The sequence below is a fragment of the Moorella mulderi DSM 14980 genome (assembly GCF_001594015.1).
GTDB classification, from domain to species: domain Bacteria; phylum Bacillota; class DSM-521; order Neomoorellales; family Neomoorellaceae; genus Neomoorella; species Neomoorella mulderi.
On sequence record NZ_LTBC01000001.1, the window covers coordinates 454,200 to 469,217 of the forward strand.

At 54.7% G+C, this 15,018-nt stretch carries 18 protein-coding genes, 2 pseudogenes and 1 other annotated feature; of the genes and pseudogenes, 15 read left to right on the forward strand and 5 right to left on the reverse strand.

What is annotated here, in order from left to right:
- Positions 1-10: 10 nt before the first annotated feature.
- The 7 genes and pseudogenes from MOMUL_RS02350 (at position 11) to MOMUL_RS17160 (ending at position 2,727) form a co-directional block, all read left to right on the forward strand.
- The gene (locus tag MOMUL_RS02350; protein ID WP_153018194.1) at positions 11-349 is read left to right on the forward strand and encodes a hypothetical protein; all 339 of its coding nucleotides are present in this window, start codon (positions 11-13) and stop codon (positions 347-349) included.
- 228 nt (positions 350-577) lie between these two features.
- A complete protein-coding gene (locus MOMUL_RS16510; RefSeq protein WP_161484951.1) occupies positions 578-733 on the forward strand; it encodes a hypothetical protein in 156 nt (51 codons plus the stop codon).
- A 40-nt stretch (positions 734-773) separates the two neighbouring features.
- Positions 774-1,046: a hypothetical protein gene (locus MOMUL_RS02355; protein ID WP_054936893.1), complete on the forward strand. Its 273-nt coding sequence runs from the start codon at positions 774-776 to the stop codon at positions 1,044-1,046.
- Complete coding sequence (locus MOMUL_RS17765) at positions 1,021-1,365, forward strand: toxin-antitoxin system TumE family protein (RefSeq protein ID WP_083476644.1); 345 nt, start codon at positions 1,021-1,023, stop codon at positions 1,363-1,365. Before MOMUL_RS02355 ends, MOMUL_RS17765 begins: the two co-directional genes overlap by 26 nt.
- A gap of 193 nt (positions 1,366-1,558) precedes the next feature.
- A complete protein-coding gene (locus tag MOMUL_RS15535; protein WP_236712960.1) occupies positions 1,559-1,846 on the forward strand; it encodes a DeoR/GlpR family DNA-binding transcription regulator in 288 nt (95 codons plus the stop codon).
- Positions 1,847-1,866: 20 nt separating this feature from the next.
- Positions 1,867-1,989 carry a hypothetical protein gene (locus tag MOMUL_RS17465; protein ID WP_269085174.1) on the forward strand — a complete coding sequence of 41 codons (123 nt, stop codon included), beginning with the start codon at positions 1,867-1,869 and terminating at the stop codon, positions 1,987-1,989.
- Positions 1,955-2,727, forward strand: a pseudogene (locus MOMUL_RS17160) (1-phosphofructokinase family hexose kinase). The gene MOMUL_RS17465 and the pseudogene MOMUL_RS17160 overlap by 35 nt, the downstream one beginning before the upstream one ends.
- A gap of 188 nt (positions 2,728-2,915) precedes the next feature.
- Here the strand turns inward: MOMUL_RS17160 and MOMUL_RS02375 are convergent.
- The gene (locus MOMUL_RS02375; RefSeq protein ID WP_062280996.1) at positions 2,916-3,308 is read right to left on the reverse strand and encodes a type II toxin-antitoxin system VapC family toxin; all 393 of its coding nucleotides are present in this window, start codon (positions 3,306-3,308) and stop codon (positions 2,916-2,918) included.
- Positions 3,301-3,585 carry an AbrB/MazE/SpoVT family DNA-binding domain-containing protein gene (locus tag MOMUL_RS02380; protein ID WP_062280998.1) on the reverse strand — a complete coding sequence of 95 codons (285 nt, stop codon included), beginning with the start codon at positions 3,583-3,585 and terminating at the stop codon, positions 3,301-3,303. Before MOMUL_RS02380 ends, MOMUL_RS02375 begins: the two co-directional genes overlap by 8 nt.
- A gap of 124 nt (positions 3,586-3,709) precedes the next feature.
- Between MOMUL_RS02380 and MOMUL_RS02385 the strand changes: the two genes are divergently transcribed.
- Complete coding sequence (locus tag MOMUL_RS02385) at positions 3,710-4,729, forward strand: carbohydrate kinase family protein (RefSeq protein ID WP_062281001.1); 1,020 nt, start codon at positions 3,710-3,712, stop codon at positions 4,727-4,729.
- 16 nt (positions 4,730-4,745) lie between these two features.
- Here the strand turns inward: MOMUL_RS02385 and MOMUL_RS02390 are convergent, their stop codons facing one another.
- The 3 genes from MOMUL_RS02390 to MOMUL_RS02400 form a co-directional block, all read right to left on the reverse strand.
- Positions 4,746-5,909 carry a pyridoxal phosphate-dependent aminotransferase gene (locus MOMUL_RS02390; protein WP_062281003.1) on the reverse strand — a complete coding sequence of 388 codons (1,164 nt, stop codon included), beginning with the start codon at positions 5,907-5,909 and terminating at the stop codon, positions 4,746-4,748.
- A gap of 82 nt (positions 5,910-5,991) precedes the next feature.
- The gene (locus MOMUL_RS02395) at positions 5,992-6,393 is read right to left on the reverse strand and encodes a type II toxin-antitoxin system VapC family toxin (RefSeq protein WP_062281006.1); all 402 of its coding nucleotides are present in this window, start codon (positions 6,391-6,393) and stop codon (positions 5,992-5,994) included.
- Positions 6,390-6,635, reverse strand: a complete 246-nt coding sequence (locus tag MOMUL_RS02400) for a ribbon-helix-helix protein, CopG family (RefSeq protein ID WP_054936917.1) — start codon at positions 6,633-6,635, stop codon at positions 6,390-6,392. The genes MOMUL_RS02395 and MOMUL_RS02400 overlap by 4 nt, the downstream gene beginning before the upstream one ends.
- Before the next feature lie 168 nt (positions 6,636-6,803).
- Here MOMUL_RS02400 and MOMUL_RS17770 point away from each other — a divergent pair.
- The 7 genes and pseudogenes from MOMUL_RS17770 (at position 6,804) to MOMUL_RS02435 (ending at position 14,935) form a co-directional block, all read left to right on the forward strand.
- A pseudogene (locus MOMUL_RS17770) lies at positions 6,804-7,416 on the forward strand (class I SAM-dependent methyltransferase).
- 99 nt (positions 7,417-7,515) lie between these two features.
- Positions 7,516-7,749: a binding site (T-box leader), on the forward strand.
- A 236-nt stretch (positions 7,750-7,985) separates the two neighbouring features.
- Positions 7,986-9,167, forward strand: a complete 1,182-nt coding sequence (locus tag MOMUL_RS02410) for a pyridoxal-phosphate-dependent aminotransferase family protein (protein ID WP_062281009.1) — start codon at positions 7,986-7,988, stop codon at positions 9,165-9,167.
- A gap of 35 nt (positions 9,168-9,202) precedes the next feature.
- Positions 9,203-10,780: a phosphoglycerate dehydrogenase gene (gene serA, locus MOMUL_RS02415; RefSeq protein WP_062281012.1), complete on the forward strand. Its 1,578-nt coding sequence runs from the start codon at positions 9,203-9,205 to the stop codon at positions 10,778-10,780.
- Between the two features lie 122 nt (positions 10,781-10,902).
- Positions 10,903-12,195, forward strand: a complete 1,293-nt coding sequence (serS, locus tag MOMUL_RS02420; RefSeq protein WP_062281015.1) for a serine--tRNA ligase — start codon at positions 10,903-10,905, stop codon at positions 12,193-12,195.
- Positions 12,192-13,655, forward strand: coding sequence for a sensor histidine kinase (locus tag MOMUL_RS02425; protein ID WP_062281018.1), 1,464 nt, complete (start codon positions 12,192-12,194; stop codon positions 13,653-13,655). Before serS ends, MOMUL_RS02425 begins: the two co-directional genes overlap by 4 nt.
- Complete coding sequence (locus MOMUL_RS02430) at positions 13,627-14,292, forward strand: response regulator (protein ID WP_062281021.1); 666 nt, start codon at positions 13,627-13,629, stop codon at positions 14,290-14,292. Before MOMUL_RS02425 ends, MOMUL_RS02430 begins: the two co-directional genes overlap by 29 nt.
- Positions 14,293-14,410: 118 nt before the next feature.
- The gene (locus MOMUL_RS02435) at positions 14,411-14,935 is read left to right on the forward strand and encodes a DoxX family protein (protein WP_062281024.1); all 525 of its coding nucleotides are present in this window, start codon (positions 14,411-14,413) and stop codon (positions 14,933-14,935) included.
- Positions 14,936-15,018: the final 83 nt, after the last annotated feature.

Genomic DNA, 15,018 nt, shown 5'->3' on the forward strand with positions numbered 1-15,018 from the left:
GGTGAGCAAGATGGCCAGAGTAACAGCGCCTCTAATGTCCATGGATGCCAGCGGCGCTGTGGGGAAATCCCTGGTATTCGGTAAATGGAAGGGTATTAATTATGCGCGCCGGTATCTTGTGCCTGTGAATCCCAATACCATGAACCAGAAGAAAGTCCGCGGCTATTTCTCCCGCGCGGTGGCCGCCTGGCACGGCGAGAACAACGAGGTTAAAACGGCATGGAACACGGCCGCCGGCAGCAGGGCCATGACAGGGTTTAATTACTACGTGGCCCAGTACATCAAGTACCTTCACTCCCATAACGGCGAGGACCCTACCGCCCCCTACCAGCCGCCCGGACAACCGTGATTGCTGCACCCCGGGAGAAGCGGCAAGACTAAAGGCCTTGCCGCTTCTGGCATCATGCCCATGAAGCCTCGGTGCCATCCTCCCTTTGCCGCATAACTACTTTCATTGATTTGCCTCCGGATACCCCGGGCCATATATTATTTCATCATGCCTTTCGCTGGCTGTAAAAGGACTTGCTTCACCTTGTTGATGATATGGCCGCCGGCCTGGACGGCCTGCGTCCCCTGGATGCCACCTCGGGTATGGACATGGCGTTCGTTAAAGCTCGCTGGTCTTAACCTGCAGCAAGCCGTGGATAAACTCCAGGCTGACCTGCTGGGTACCAGCTTACGGGAACGCTACGGCATCTACTTTAGGCAGGTATACACTAATGGCTTTTTATGATAGGATATAATTAAGCTTTTTATAAAAGAAGGTGATATCTATGAGTGCCCTGGAGGTTTTTAAAGATGAGATTAAAGAATACGCCAGGCTAAAAATTATTTCAGAAATGGTCCTAATCAAGGAGCATATAAAGCTAATCGAGCAGAAGTATGGTTGCAACCTCAAAGAGATGGAGCAAAGAATAGCGGCGGGAAAAGAAAACTTCGACTTGTGGGATGATTATATGGAGATGAAGGCTTATCAACGTAGTTTAGATGAACTAAAGAATAAAATCAAGGAACTGGACCATGTTAAAGACATTAAAATTACTTAATCGTTGTCCGGCTGTAGTTTCCTATGAAATCCAGGATTATAAACAGGGGACGGATTTTTATTACCTTAAGGTTCGGTGCGAACTTAAAAATGATACCCTCCTGTATATAAGACAATATGTTTCTGCTGAAGAATATAATTATTCCTACCACTGGCAAAACAGGAATGGAGAGCTTATCGTTAGATGGGATAATGCGCCCCACCATGAAACTATCATAACTTTCCCTCACCATAAACATATTGGTGGGAAAGTAACGATTTCATACGAGATCAGTATCGAAGATGTATTAAACTATATTACGAAAGTATTTTCGCTATAGCCTTTTTCTAAGTAAATAGCCGGTAAGGATGTTGATGCTAACCTCTCTGGGTGGGAATGTCCTTCGGCCTCTGCAGTCTGGCTAATGCCGCGCGGGCCGCCCTGGATTTGATTGCTGACGGCGATACTATTTTACTGGATGCCGGTTCCACCGCACCCTTTCTTCCGTCGGTCCCATTGCCGACAATACCCTGCTGGGTTTATACGTCGATAAAGTATTCCTGGCTACCAATAGCTTAGATGTCGAGCGGGGCCTTACTACGCCCAATATCTACGAGGCGCAGACTAAACAGAATATGGTCAAAGCTGGCCGCGAGGTTATTGTCCTGGCAGACCACAGCAAGTTCGGCCGCATCTCGCTGGGATTTGTTTGCCCCATAAGCGCCATTCACCGTCTCATTCCCGATCCCGGTGCCCCGCAAGAGGACCTGGCGCGCCTGAAGGAACGCGGCGTGGAAGTAATCGTCGCCGCCAGAGATTGAACTACCAGGAGGGGACATTATTGCCTGCACCCATCATTACGGTTACTTTGAACCCGGCCCTGGACAAGACGGTTGTCGTTGAAAACTTTGAGCCTGCCAAAACAAACCGTGCCCGTTTGGTGTGTTACGAGCCCGGCGATTAAAGAGGCCTTACAGGAGAGAGGCATTCTTGCGGATTTCATTGAAGTCGAAGGAGAAACCAGGGTCAACCTTAAGGTTATTGACCCTGTCAAAAATACTGAAACTGAGATCAATGAAAACGGATTTATTGTCAGGAACGAAGATTTAACAGCCCTGGAGCGAAAGCTGGAGGCATTGCTGGCTCGTAGCCGGATGCTGGTATTATCAGGTAGTATACCTGCTGGTGCTCCCGTTGATTTTTACGCCACCTTAATTCGCCAGGGGCAGAGGGATGGCGTTGCCACCGTCCTGGATGCCGAAGGGAAACCCTGGAGCACGGCCTGGCGGCCAAACCCCTGCTGGTGAAACCCAATAAGTATGAAGCCGAAACCCTGCTGGGCGAGCAAATCTCTACACCCGATGAAGCCGCCCGGGCCGGGATAAAAATCCGGCAGGCGGGGACGGAGATGGTGGTTATTTCTCTTGGCGCCCTGGGGGCGGTGGCTGTGGACGGGCACCAGGCCCTGTGGGCGCAGCCGCCCCGCCTGGCGGTTGGTAGCACCGTCGGTGCCGGTGACGCCATGGTAGCCGTCCTGGCCAGGGCGATACTGGCCAGGGCGATAAGTGAAGGGACCGGCCTGGCGGAGGCCCTGCCCCTGGCGGTGGCCGCCGGCACCTGGCTTGCCGCCCGCCGCAGTGGGTTGCCTAACAACACCAGCCTGGAAACCCTGGAAAGGCAGGTTAAGGTAATACCTGTATAAACCGAGGTAAAATGAGGAAGTTGAGTGATACATGGCTGATCACCGTACGCAGCATCAGCCATTGCGCATAGAGGTGGGGTAGGAAATAGAGAGTATAGAAAAATATGCTGCTTAAGGTGAAAATATAAGAACTCTATCAAATGTGATATTGCTATAGGAGGTGAACAAGATGGCCAAAACAGTAACATTCAAGAGTAGGGTTTTAAAGTTAATAATCCTTCCACAGGCTCAAAGTGCTTTGTATTCCTCGTCACCAGGGGAGCTCTCAGGTCTAAAGCGGTACTGGCAATAATGGCATCTACCGGGGCAAGTCCATGCGCTCTGTATTTTCGCAAAAGCTCTCCGGCACGCCGGGCAATATTAGACGATACGGGAATGGCATTAAAACGCTGAAGCAGACTCTCTACCTGCTCTTTTTCACCTTTTTGAGGCATAGTGCCAGCCAGTAATTCCATTTCCGTAAGTACAGATATATGGCCTGTAAACTCACCCTGAAAGATACGCGATAAAAAATCAGTAGCCGGCTGAAAGCCCCAAAGGTGATCAATGAGAATATCAGAGTCAATTATAATGCTATTCATCGAGTAATTCCTCCAGGCGCCGGCGATCTGACTGACGTAATTCTCGGATGAAACTTTCATTAATATCAGTTCTATCTTTCCATAAACCAGCTGTAGCTTTAAGTATATCTTCGCTTGTACCCTGGTTACTAGTTAAGGCCTTCCTTTTTACCTCAAGTATAATATGGTTTTCCCCGAACGCTTTGACCAGCAGGGCATCACCAGTATGAATTTTTAACTGGCGCCGAATCTCTGAAGGTATGGTTATTTGTCCTTTGGAAGAAATGCGTGTTTCCATAAGCGATCCCCTCCTTACCAACTCCTTTACTCGCCATAGTCTATCATACCTAGTAAAGCAATGTCAAGAAAGGTAGGCGGCTATGGTCTGGCAAAAATTCTATCATCCTGGAGGAAGGAATTCATTGCAAACCAAAACCCTGGACGTCGTCTCCGTAGGCGAGATTTTAATCGATTTCGTGGGCAGCCCAAAAGGGTGTCCGCTGGCGGAAGTCACCGATTTTCAGCGCGCCGCCGGAGGCGGGCCGGCCAACGTTGCCGTGGGTGTGGCGCGGCTGGGCGGTCGCGCCGGTTTCATCGGTAAGGTGGGCCGGGACGCCTTCGGTGACCATTTGCAGAAGGTCCTGGAGGAAAACGGCGTGGACACCCGCGGCCTGCTGCGCGATGACGAGGCCAACACCACCATGGTTTTTGTAGCCTTGAACGAAAGGGCGGTGCCGGAGTTTGTCTTCTTTCGCCACGGTACAGCCGATACGAGGTTGAATCTCGCAGAACTGCCGCAAGAGGTACTTGAGGACACCCGTATCCTCCACTTCAGTTCCGTTTCACTCACGGTGGAACCAGCGAGGAGCGCCACCCTGGAGGCCGTCCGGCTGGCCAGGGCGGCCGGAGCGGTCATATCCTTTGACCCCAACCTGCGCCTTTCCCTCTGGCCGGACCCGGAACGGGCCAGCAAGGAGATCCTGGCAGCGGTAAAACTGGCCGACGTAGTCAAACTAAATGAAGAGGAACTGCGCTTTTTATTAGGGACTGAGGCAGAAACAGTGGCCGCTGGAGTCACAGCCCTGCTGGCCAGGGGCCCCCGCCTGGTAGCTGTCACTTTAGGTGAAGATGGCGCTTTGCTGGCCGGAACAAAGGGTAAAGTTCACCTGCCGGCCTTTCCGGTACAAGCCGTCGATACCACAGGCGCCGGTGATGCCTTTATGGCCGGCATGCTGGTGGTGCTGGCTGAAGCCATCCAGCAGGGGGAGGACCCTGAGGCCCTGGATTCCGCCTGGCTGGAGCGGCTGGGTAGCTGGGGCAACGCCGCCGCAGCCCTGACCTGCACCCGCCCCGGCGTAATGCCGGCTTTGCCTAGAAGAGGAGAGGTGGAAAAATTAGCATCGCAAGGAACGGGTAATGGTATTAGCAGGAAAGAAAACTAAATGGGCATAGGCAGCTTTACGCCTTTTTCCCGGCCAGGAAACGCTCCAGCCGGTCCAGGCCTTCTTTGATGTTTTCCAGGGAATTGGCGTAGGAGATGCGGAGATACCCCTCGCAGTTGCGGCCGAAGTCGATGCCCGGGGTGACGGCTACCCGGGCCTTCTCTAAAATCTCAAAGGCGAAGGAATAGGAATCGCCGGTATATTTCTTTACGTTGGCCAGGGCGTAGAAGGCACCGGTAGGCTCGACCCGGGTGGCCAGGCCCATGGCTTTGAGGCGGCTCAACAGGTAACGGCGTCGCTCGTCGTAAGTAGCGACCATATGCGCCACGTGTTCATCACATTCCCGCAGGGCGGCGATGCCGGCGGCCTGGACGAAGGAACCGGCGCAGATAAAGAGGTTCTGCTGCAGCTTTTGTAAAGGCCGGACAAACTCCGGCGGCGCGATGACGTAACCCAGGCGCCAGCCGGTCATGGCGTAGAGCTTTGAGAAGCCGTTGATGACAAAGGCCCGGTCGGTAAACTCCAGGATGGTATGCTCCCGGCCTTCGTAAACCAGGCCGTGGTAGATTTCGTCGGCAATGATATAGGGTTCCAATTCGGCCAGGGCTTCTAATTCGTCCGCCGTAAAGACGGTGCCGGTGGGATTGGCCGGGGAATTGACCATGATGGCTCTGGTCCGGGGTCCAATGCTGGCCTGGATAGCGGGAAGGCGGTACTTGAAACCGTCTTCTTCCTTTACCGGGACAAAAACCGGCCTGCCGCCGTGATAACGAATGAAATTGGGGTAGCAGGCATAGTGGGGATCGGGGAGGATGACCTCGTCATCCCGCTCCAGGAGGACGCCGAAGGTCAGGAGCATGGCCGGCGAGGTGCCGGATGTAACGACGACCTGGTCGGGCGAGATGCTGACCCCGTATTTCCGCTGGTAGTAGCGGGCGATTTCTTCCCGGAGTTCCGGCTTGCCCAGGCTGTGGGTATAGTGGGTGTCACCATCCCGGAGAGCACGCCGGGCGGCTTCTTTGATCGGTTCCGGGGTGTCAAAATCAGGTTCGCCGATTTCCAGGTGGATGATGTTCTCCCCCCGGGCTTCCATTTCTTTGGCCTTTTCCAGGATGTCCATGACGATAAAGGGCGGCATTTCCCGGGCCCTGGCGGCAATATCTTTTTCCCTGTCAGGCATATACTTCCCTGCTTCTTTATAATAATGGGCAGTGTTAACGTTTTTTCGCCACGGGGAAGTAGGAATCCTGCCCGCTAATATATCATTCGCTAATATTTTCAAATCCCTGCTTAAAAAAATGCCTGTCAAAAGCAAATGCCTTTTTAATACCCAGTTTACGCATCACAGCAAAGCTAACGGCATCTACCAGGCTCAAATTTCTCCTGTTGGCGGTCAAAACGGCATTGGCACCCAACTGGTGCAACTCGGCGTCAATCCATTCTACTTGCAGCAGGGGAAGAATATCTTCGTGAAATACCCGCAAAGCTTCCATCCCCAGCCGCCGCTGTACCAGGGCATATGTTTCTACGAGAACGTAACTACTGCAAATCATTGGAACACCGTTGGTTAAAAGATTTTCCCATATTTTTTTGGCAGCGGCATGATTCTCGTCGTCAGCATCGAGGATGGCTAAAAAAGCTGAAGTATCAAGATAAACATTCATTCCGCAAAAGCCTCCGTTAAGTAGGCATCATGATTGCGGGAGAGGTCCTTAACACCGGAACGAAAACGCCCTGCTGCCTTTATAGCCCTCTGAATTCGTTCTTTTTGGCCAGGATTGCTACCGGCCAAGACCTGGTCCACGCCGAGCCGGATTAATTCCGCCATGGATATTTTTTTAACAGCAGCCATTTTTTTCAGGGCATGATATTGTTCTTCCGTGAGCTGGACTTGCGTACGGATCATTTGTTATATCATCCCTCCAATAATGATTAAATGTAAGCATAATAATGCTATCATGATGTTACCACTTTAACAAGGGGTAGAACAGGTGTTAACCATGTACGCGTACTATTTAGCCTTTTGTAGATTCTGGCGAATCCATGGTGATATAATAATTTTGGTGATGAAAAAGTGGCCAGAGAACTAACGGAAATAATCAAAAAGCGCTATAACCGCACGGCGCTCTTTTATGATTGGATGGACCGGATGATCCCCGATGAATGGCGCCGGCGGGTGTGGCGGGAAGTCCGGGGCCGGGTGCTGGAAGTTGGGGTAGGCACAGGGGCTAATTTTCCTTTTACCCACCCGGATGCCGGGTAACGGCCATTGATTTCAGCCCCGGGATGCTGGCTAGGGCCAGGCAGAAGCTCCACCTGGCCGGGGTACCGGTAGATTTAAAGGAAATGGATGTCCAGCACCTGGAATTTGGAGACGCCAGTTTTGATAGGTGGTAGCCACCTGCGTTTTTTGCACAGTACCCGATCCAGTGCAGGGGCTAAAGGAAGTACGCCGGGTCTGCCGCCACGATGGCAGGATCGTCCTCCTGGAGCATGTGCGCAGTGAGCACTGGTTCCTCGGCCCCGTGATGGATGCCCTGAACCCGCTGGTCCTGTATCTAATCGGGTCCAACATTAACCGCCGTACAGTGGCCAATGTGAGGATGGCCGGTATCGAGATTGACCGGGAGGAGGCTCTGGCGGGAAAGATCGTTAAATTAATTGTCGGGCATCCCCAGGAAATTTAAAGTTTTGCCGGCAGCTTTCTTTAAGAGTTTGTTAAAATATTTCTTTCACCCTTGCGTTCCTGGCCATGGTATGCTAATATATCTTACAAATTAGTTGATGCCAAAGCGATGAGGGGGAGTGTCGGCGGCCCACTCCGGTAGGCGAGAGAGCTGGTGGCCGGTGGGAACCAGCCCGGAGGCTGTCGAGAGGCACCCCTGAGTACCCGGCGAGAAATCCTGAATAAGGAAGAAGCCGGGGCGGTCATGTCCGTTACGCATGCAGAGGGGGCCGGGTTTGGCTTTGTTAACCCGGTCAATTAGGGTGGCACCGCGGGTGAAACTCTCGTCCCTTTTGATAAGGGGACGAGAGTTTTTATTTTGGGCTGGTTAAAAAGGGAGGTGAGCCGATCTCCACTACCAGGCCGGAACCAAGTCCTGAATACCAGGTCTGGAACGGATGCTGCCCTTCAGCCAGCGGCAAATTTTGAAGCCTCTTACTACCGCTATTTTAGCTCTTTCGATTGTGTTGATAGCAAGCCATGAAAAGTGTCTTCCATTATTGATAATAAAATCAGGAAAGGGTGATTATCATGACTGACAAGCAGATTTTACTCCTCCCTGGGCCGACGCCGGTGCCTCCGCAGGTGGCCCTGGCCATGGCGCGGCCGGCTATAAACCACCGCGGCCCGGAGTTTAAAGCCTTATGGGAAGAAGTAACGGAGGGGCTGAAGGATGTCTTCCAGACCCGCTCCGAGGTGGTCATTTTAACGGCTTCGGGTACCGGCGGCATGGAAGCGGCCGTAGCCAACCTCATTTCCCCCGGGGAAAAGGTGCTTGCCGTAACCGTTGGTGCCTTTGGCGAGCGTTTCATTCAGATTTGCCGTGCCTTCGGTGTTGAAACGGAGGTTATGGCGTTCCCGTACGGGCAGGCGGCAGACCCTCGGGCCATAGCCAGGCGCCTGGAAGCTGATACGGAACATAAGATCAAGGCCATTCTAGTCCAGCATAATGAAACCTCGACTGGGGTTTTAAATGATATCCAGGCCATCAGCCGTGCCCGGGGAAGCCACCCAGCCCTGCTCATTGTAGACAGCATCAGCGGCCTGGTAGCAGCTGATTTACCTATGGACGCCTGGCATATTGATGTGGTCATCGCCGGTTCCCAGAAAGCCTTCATGTTACCCCCGGGATTAACCATGCTGGCTGTTAGCGATCGCGCCTGGCAGGCGGCGGAAAAGTGCACCAACCATCGTTTTTACCTGGATATTAAAAAGGCGAGAAATTCGGGGTTAAAGGGGCAGACGCCCTTTACACCGGCTGTCCCCCTGCTCTACGGTCTACAGGAATCCTTGCGTCTCCTGAAGACGGAAACCCTGGCCGGCAGCTTTGCCCGTCACGCCCTGATGCGGGATATGGTACGGGCCGGGGTCCGTGCCCTGGGACTGAAGCTCCTGGCTGACGATACAGTAGCCTCGCCGGCAGTGACGGCTATCTGTGTACCAGAGGGCATGAAACCGGCAGATATCATCGCCCCCTTGCGGGAAAAATTTGGCGTGGTGGTGGCCGGAGGGCAGGGTGACGTCAAGGACAGGGTATTCCGCATCGGTCATCTGGGCTATGTAAGTTTCAGCGATATCCTGGCTGGCCTGGCTGCCCTGGAAAATGTCCTCATTGATGCCGGTGTACCGGTGACCAGGGGTGCGGCAGTGGCCGCAGCCGGGGCTATATTAAGCGAAGGAATGCCTGCTGGCGTGGAAACCCTGGCCAGCTAGGAGTGCAGCCATTTCGGAGGGAGGGGATAACCAAAATGCACGTTTTAGCCTTGGACGGTATCGACGAACGCGGCCTGGCTATCCTCCGGGAGGCGGGCCTGGAAGTTACGGCCGCCGGTAAAATGAATGAAGAAGAACTAAAAGACGCTATCCGTGACAGTGAAGCCTTAATCGTCCGCAGCGCAACAAAGGTAACGGCGGCGGCCATCAACGCTGCCAAAAAGTTAAAGATTATCGGCCGGGCCGGGGTGGGCACCGATAATATCGATGTCACCGCTGCAACTGAAAGGGGTATCGTAGTTGTTAATGCCCCTGAGGGCAACACCGTTGCGGCTGCCGAGCATACCATCGCTATGATGCTGGCCCTGGCCCGCAACATACCCCAAGCCAATGCCACCTTAAAGCAGGGTATTTGGGAGAAGAAAAAATATGTAGGCGTTGAGCTGCGGGGGAAAACCTTAGGGGTTATCGGCCTGGGAAAAATCGGCCGCGAGGTGGCCCGCCGCGCCCGGGGCATGGAAATGAAGGTTATGGCCTATGATCCTTACGTCGACCCGGAACAGGCCACGCGCCTTGAGGTCGAACTGGCCTCCCTGGAGACAGTACTGCAAGCCGCCGACTTTGTAACCGTCCACCTGCCCCTCACGAATGAGACCCGGCACCTCCTGGGCAGGGAGGAACTGAAACTCCTGAAACCCGGAGCGCGGGTGTTGAATGTGGCCCGGGGAGGTATTATCGACGAGGCAGCCCTTTATGAAGCTTTAAAAGCCGGGCAGGTGGCCGGGGCGGCCCTGGACGTCTTTGAGGAAGAGCCCTTAAAGGCCAGCCCCCTGCTGGAACTGGACAACGTCATTGTTACCCCCCATCTTGGTGCTTCGACGGAAGAAGCACAGGTAGCCGTAGCAGTTGAGGTTGCTCGCGATGTAGTGCGCTGCCTTAAGGGAGAACCGGTTTTGAACGCCGTCAATATCCCGGTGGTGCGGGGCCATGTAGCCGAGGTTTTAAGGCCCTACCTGCAATTAGCCGAAAAATTGGGGAGCTTCCTGGCCCAGCTCATGGAAAGCCCCATAATTGCGGCGGAGATCTGCTGCAATGGCGAGCTGGCCCAGTATGACCTGGCGCCACTGACCAGCTCCTTCTTGAAAGGGTTACTGCGCCCCCTCCTGGCCGATGCCGTCAACTATGTCAATGCGCCCCTGGTGGCCAAAAAGCGAGGCATACGCATCCGTGAAAAGAAGAGCCGGGAGATGGAGTACTTTGCAAACCTCATCAGCGTAAAGGTCGAGGGGCGGCGGGAGAGCCACCGCCTGGCCGGGACCGTCAACCAGGCCGGGGAACCCCGCTTGGTAAACCTGGACGGTTATAGCGTCGATGCCAGCCCGGCAGGGCACATGCTGGTCGTACCCCACCTGGACCGGCCGCGTATAATCGGCCCGGTAGGCCTGGCCATAGGGGACCATAAAGTGAATATCGCCGCCATGCAGGTGGGGCGGCAGGAAATAGGTGGCGAAGCCGTCATGCTTATTAGCGTTGATTCCGAGGTGCCGCGGGAAGCGCTGCAGGCCATTCGCCAGGTGGACGGCGTCCTTGATGTGCGCTATATTTACCTTTAAGTTTCTTATGGGGGCGGTGACGCCCCTTAAGTTTTTTTACAGCAGGTTTGCCCCGGACCTTTAATCGTGGCATAATAGTGGCAGGATTATCCACACTAACCGGATCAAAGGGGAGTGGTATTTTGCTGGATATTAAACTAATACGCCAGGAACCGGAAAGGGTGGCTGAAGCCCTGGCCCGCCGGGGCTTGAAGGCCGGGCTGGAGCACTTTTTAGCCCTTGATGCCCGGCGCCGAAACCTCCTGGTTGAGGCCGAGGGACTGAAGAATAAACGCAACCAGGTATCGGCCGAAGTGGCCCGCCTTAAGAAAAAGGGCCAGGACGCTACGGAGTTAATTGCCGCCATGCGCGAGGTCAGCGACCGCATTAAAGAACTGGATGCGGTCATTCGCGCTGTGGAAGACGAGCTCCAGCAGGAGATATTAAGGATTCCTAATATACCCCATGATTCCGTACCCGACGGCTTGAGCGACGCTGATAACAAGCCGGTGCGCCACTGGGGCGAGCTGCCCCGCTTTGATTTTGAGCCGCGGCCCCACTGGGAAATAGGGGAACGGCTGGGGATCCTCGATTTTGAGCGCGGCAGCAAGGTGGCCGGAGCGCGTTTTGTTTTTTACCGCGGCGCCGGAGCGCGCCTGGAGAGGGCCCTGATTAATTTTATGCTGGATCTCCATACCATCAAGCACGGTTATACGGAAATTTTCCCGCCATACCTCGTCAACAGCGCCAGCATGCTGGGTACCGGACAGCTGCCCAAATTTGCTGAGGATATGTTTCATGTCGAGGGTACGGATTATTATTTGATACCGACGGCCGAGGTGCCGGTTACCAATCTATATCAGGGGGAAATCCTGAACGGTGATTTATTACCCATCTACCATGTGGCCTACAGCGCCTGTTTCCGGGCCGAGGCCGGGGCAGCCGGGAGGGATACCAGGGGCCTCATCCGCCAGCACCAGTTTAACAAGGTAGAGCTGGTTAAATTCACCCGGCCGGAGGATTCGTATGAAGAGCTGGAGAAATTGACGCGGGATGCGGAAGAGGTCCTGCAACTCCTGGGCCTTCCCTACCAGGTGGTGGTCCTCTGCGCTGGCGACCTGGGCTTTTCAGCGGCCAAGACCTATGACCTGGAGGTATGGTTCCCCAGCGCCGGTACCTACCGGGAGATTTCCTCCTGCAGTAACTTTGAGGACTTCCAGGCCCGGCGGGCCGACATTCGCTTCCGGCCCGGCCCCAAGGAAAAGCCTCGATTTGTCCACACTTTAAACGGTTCCGGGGTGGCCGTGGGGCGGACGGTGGCGGCCATCCTGGAGAACTACCAGCAGGAGGATGGTACGGTACTTATCCCCAAAGCGTTAAGACCATATATGGGTGGCCTGGAAGCCATCCGGCCGGAGCAAGGATCAGGGGCATGAACCCTTCCCTCCACTTCTTAACCAGGGAAAACTGGTACTGGAATTTACTCTTTTTCTTCTACGGCCTGTCTTTCTTCCTCATGGGCTTTGGTATCCTCCTCCAGGCCCGGCGGGGCAGCAACCTGCACCTGGGACGGCGTTTACCATGGCTGGCTGTCTTTGGGCTTTTACACGGGCTGGTAGAGTGGGGCTACATTTTCATTCCGACTGCTGCAGTTGCTGAAGGCTGGCAGACTCTGAGGGGGGTTCTCTTTAACGGCGGCCATGCCCTGCTCCTGGCTTTATCCTACCTCTTTCTGCTGGTCTTCGGCGTTGATCTCCTGGCGGATACCAGGAACTGGCCGGCCCGGCTGAGGCTTTTACCCTTTACCTGTTTCGGGGTATGGTTGCTGTTTGCCGCCTTCACTTTTCCCCGCCAGAAAACAGGGCTTGATGCGTGGATGATCCTTATAGAAATAGCGGCGCGCTATTTGCTGGCGGTACCGGGAGCGGCGGTGAGCGGGTTGGCCATCCTGGCCCAGGGGGATGAACTGCAACATTTTAAGCGCAAATCCCTGCAATTTTTCCTAAACGGCTCTGCCGCGGCCTTATTTCTTTATGCCTTAGGCGGGGGATTGATCGTGCCGCCGGCGGCTTTTTTCCCGGCCAATTTTCTCAATACGGACGTGTTGCTGCGCCTGGGCCTGCCGGCGCCGGCTTTGCGCATCCTCAGCAGTATCCTGGTTGCCTTTTTTATCTTCCGCCTCCTGGATGTTTATGATGCCGAGGAACAGCACTACCGGGAGATCGTCAGGGAACGGGAGATGATCTGGCGGGAAAGGGAAAAAATCCGGCGTGACCTCCATGATGGGGTTATCCAGTCCATCTATGGCCTGGCCCTGGGTCTGGAACACAGCCGCACCCTGCTGGCGGATAACCCGGCGGCAGCTGCGGCTAGGCTCGCGACCCTGTCGCAACAGGCAGAAAAGGTAATATCTGACCTGCGGGGGTATCTGGCCGGCCTGCACCTGGGCCGGGACCTGCCGGCCGACCCGGTGGCCATGGTGAAAAAACTGGTGACAGACCTGGCCAGGAATAGTGATTTAAAGGTAAACTGGCACGTCCAGGGGAACGGACAGCCTTACCTGGATACTGACCAGCGGGATCACTTTTATCACATGATGATTGAGATTTTAAGTAATATTCGCCGTCATGCCCGGGCCAGCGAGATCTGGGTCGGGGTAGATCTGGGGGCCGGCGGTTTCAGGGTAAAGATTAAAGACAATGGAACCGGCTTCGATGCGACGGTCCCCACCGTTGGGCAGGGCCTCAAGAACCTGCGGCAGCGGGCGGCCCTGGCCGGGGGCTGGTTGGCAATTGAAAGCTCACCCGGGCGGGGAACAACCATGACCTTCTGGCTGCCCTATGAGGGCGATAGCGGGGGGAAAGTCCATGGCCATCCGCGTGGTGCTGGTAGATGATCACGCCGTAGTCCGGGAGGGGCTGCGGGCCCTCCTGGCCAGGGAAAAGGATATTGAGGTGGTAGGGGAAACCGGTAGTGCCGCTGAGTTATTAACCCTGGTGGATAAGGTGCGGCCGGAAGTAGTGGTCATGGACCTCCAGCTGGGCAACGGCCAGAACGGGGTGGAGGCGACCCGGGCTTTATTGCGAAAACGGCCGGACCTCAAGGTTGTTATTTTAAGCATGTACGACGATCGCGAGCTAATCTTCCGGGCTCTGGAGGCGGGGGCCAGGGGTTATGTTTTAAAGCGGGCCGGGGTGGAGGAGCTTATCCAGGCCATTCGCCTGGCGGTCAAGGGTGAAGCCTTTCTCGATCCCCAGATTGCCCGGCGGGTTATCGACGGCCTGCAGCAGGGCTTGCCGGCAGCCAGGGAGGGTGATGCCGGGAAGGCAGAATTGACCGACCGGGAGATGGAGGTTCTCCGCCTGGCTGCCGAGGGTTTGACTAATGCGGAGATTGCCAGGCGCCTGTTTATCAGCGTCAAAACCGTCCAGGCCCACCGGGCCAACCTGATGCAAAAACTGGGTCTCCATGACCGGGTGGACCTGGTTAAGTATGCCATCAAAAAGGGCATTCTTAAACTGGAAGACGATTAGTTACGGTTATAGGGTTTAGAACCGAGGGGGAAAATTCGGGTCGCCGACCTATGGGTTCTTTCTCTTCCCGGAGTTATAGTAAATATGCGAAGACTATCACGAAAGGGGAGAGAAAAGAATGCTCACCTTACTGCGCGACCGGCGTTTAAGCATTGTTTGGACCCTTTTGCGGATATGGCTGGGTTGGCAGTGGCTGGAGGCCGGCCTGCACAAGTTTAGTGATCCCAAATGGATGCAAAGCGGTGAAACCTTGAAAGGTTTCTGGGCCAAAGCCGTCGGTGCCCTGCCGGGAAGCACGCCGGCTATTAAGTATGGCTGGTATGAAGCATTTATCCGTTCCTTACTCAATGGCGGCCACTACACCTGGTTTGCCAAGCTGGTAGTAGCCGGTGAGATTTTAACCGGTATAGCCCTGATTCTTGGAGCGGCGACCGTATTTTCCCTATGCGTAAGCGCCTTTATGAATCTTAATTTTATGCTGGCTGGTAGCGCCAGTACCAACCCGGTATTGTACACGGTGGCCATCATCCTGTTGCTGGCAGGAAGCTCGGCCTACTATTACGGTGTCGACCGGCCGGTTTTAACCTACCTGCAGCGTAGAAAGGAAAAAGCAACAAGCGAGCCATTAGTGGCAAGTAAATAAATAAAAAGTAAAGCCCCGGTATCCATATGGGTGACCGGGGCTTTAGCTTCCATGCACTATTACCAACATACGTTCGGTTTGCA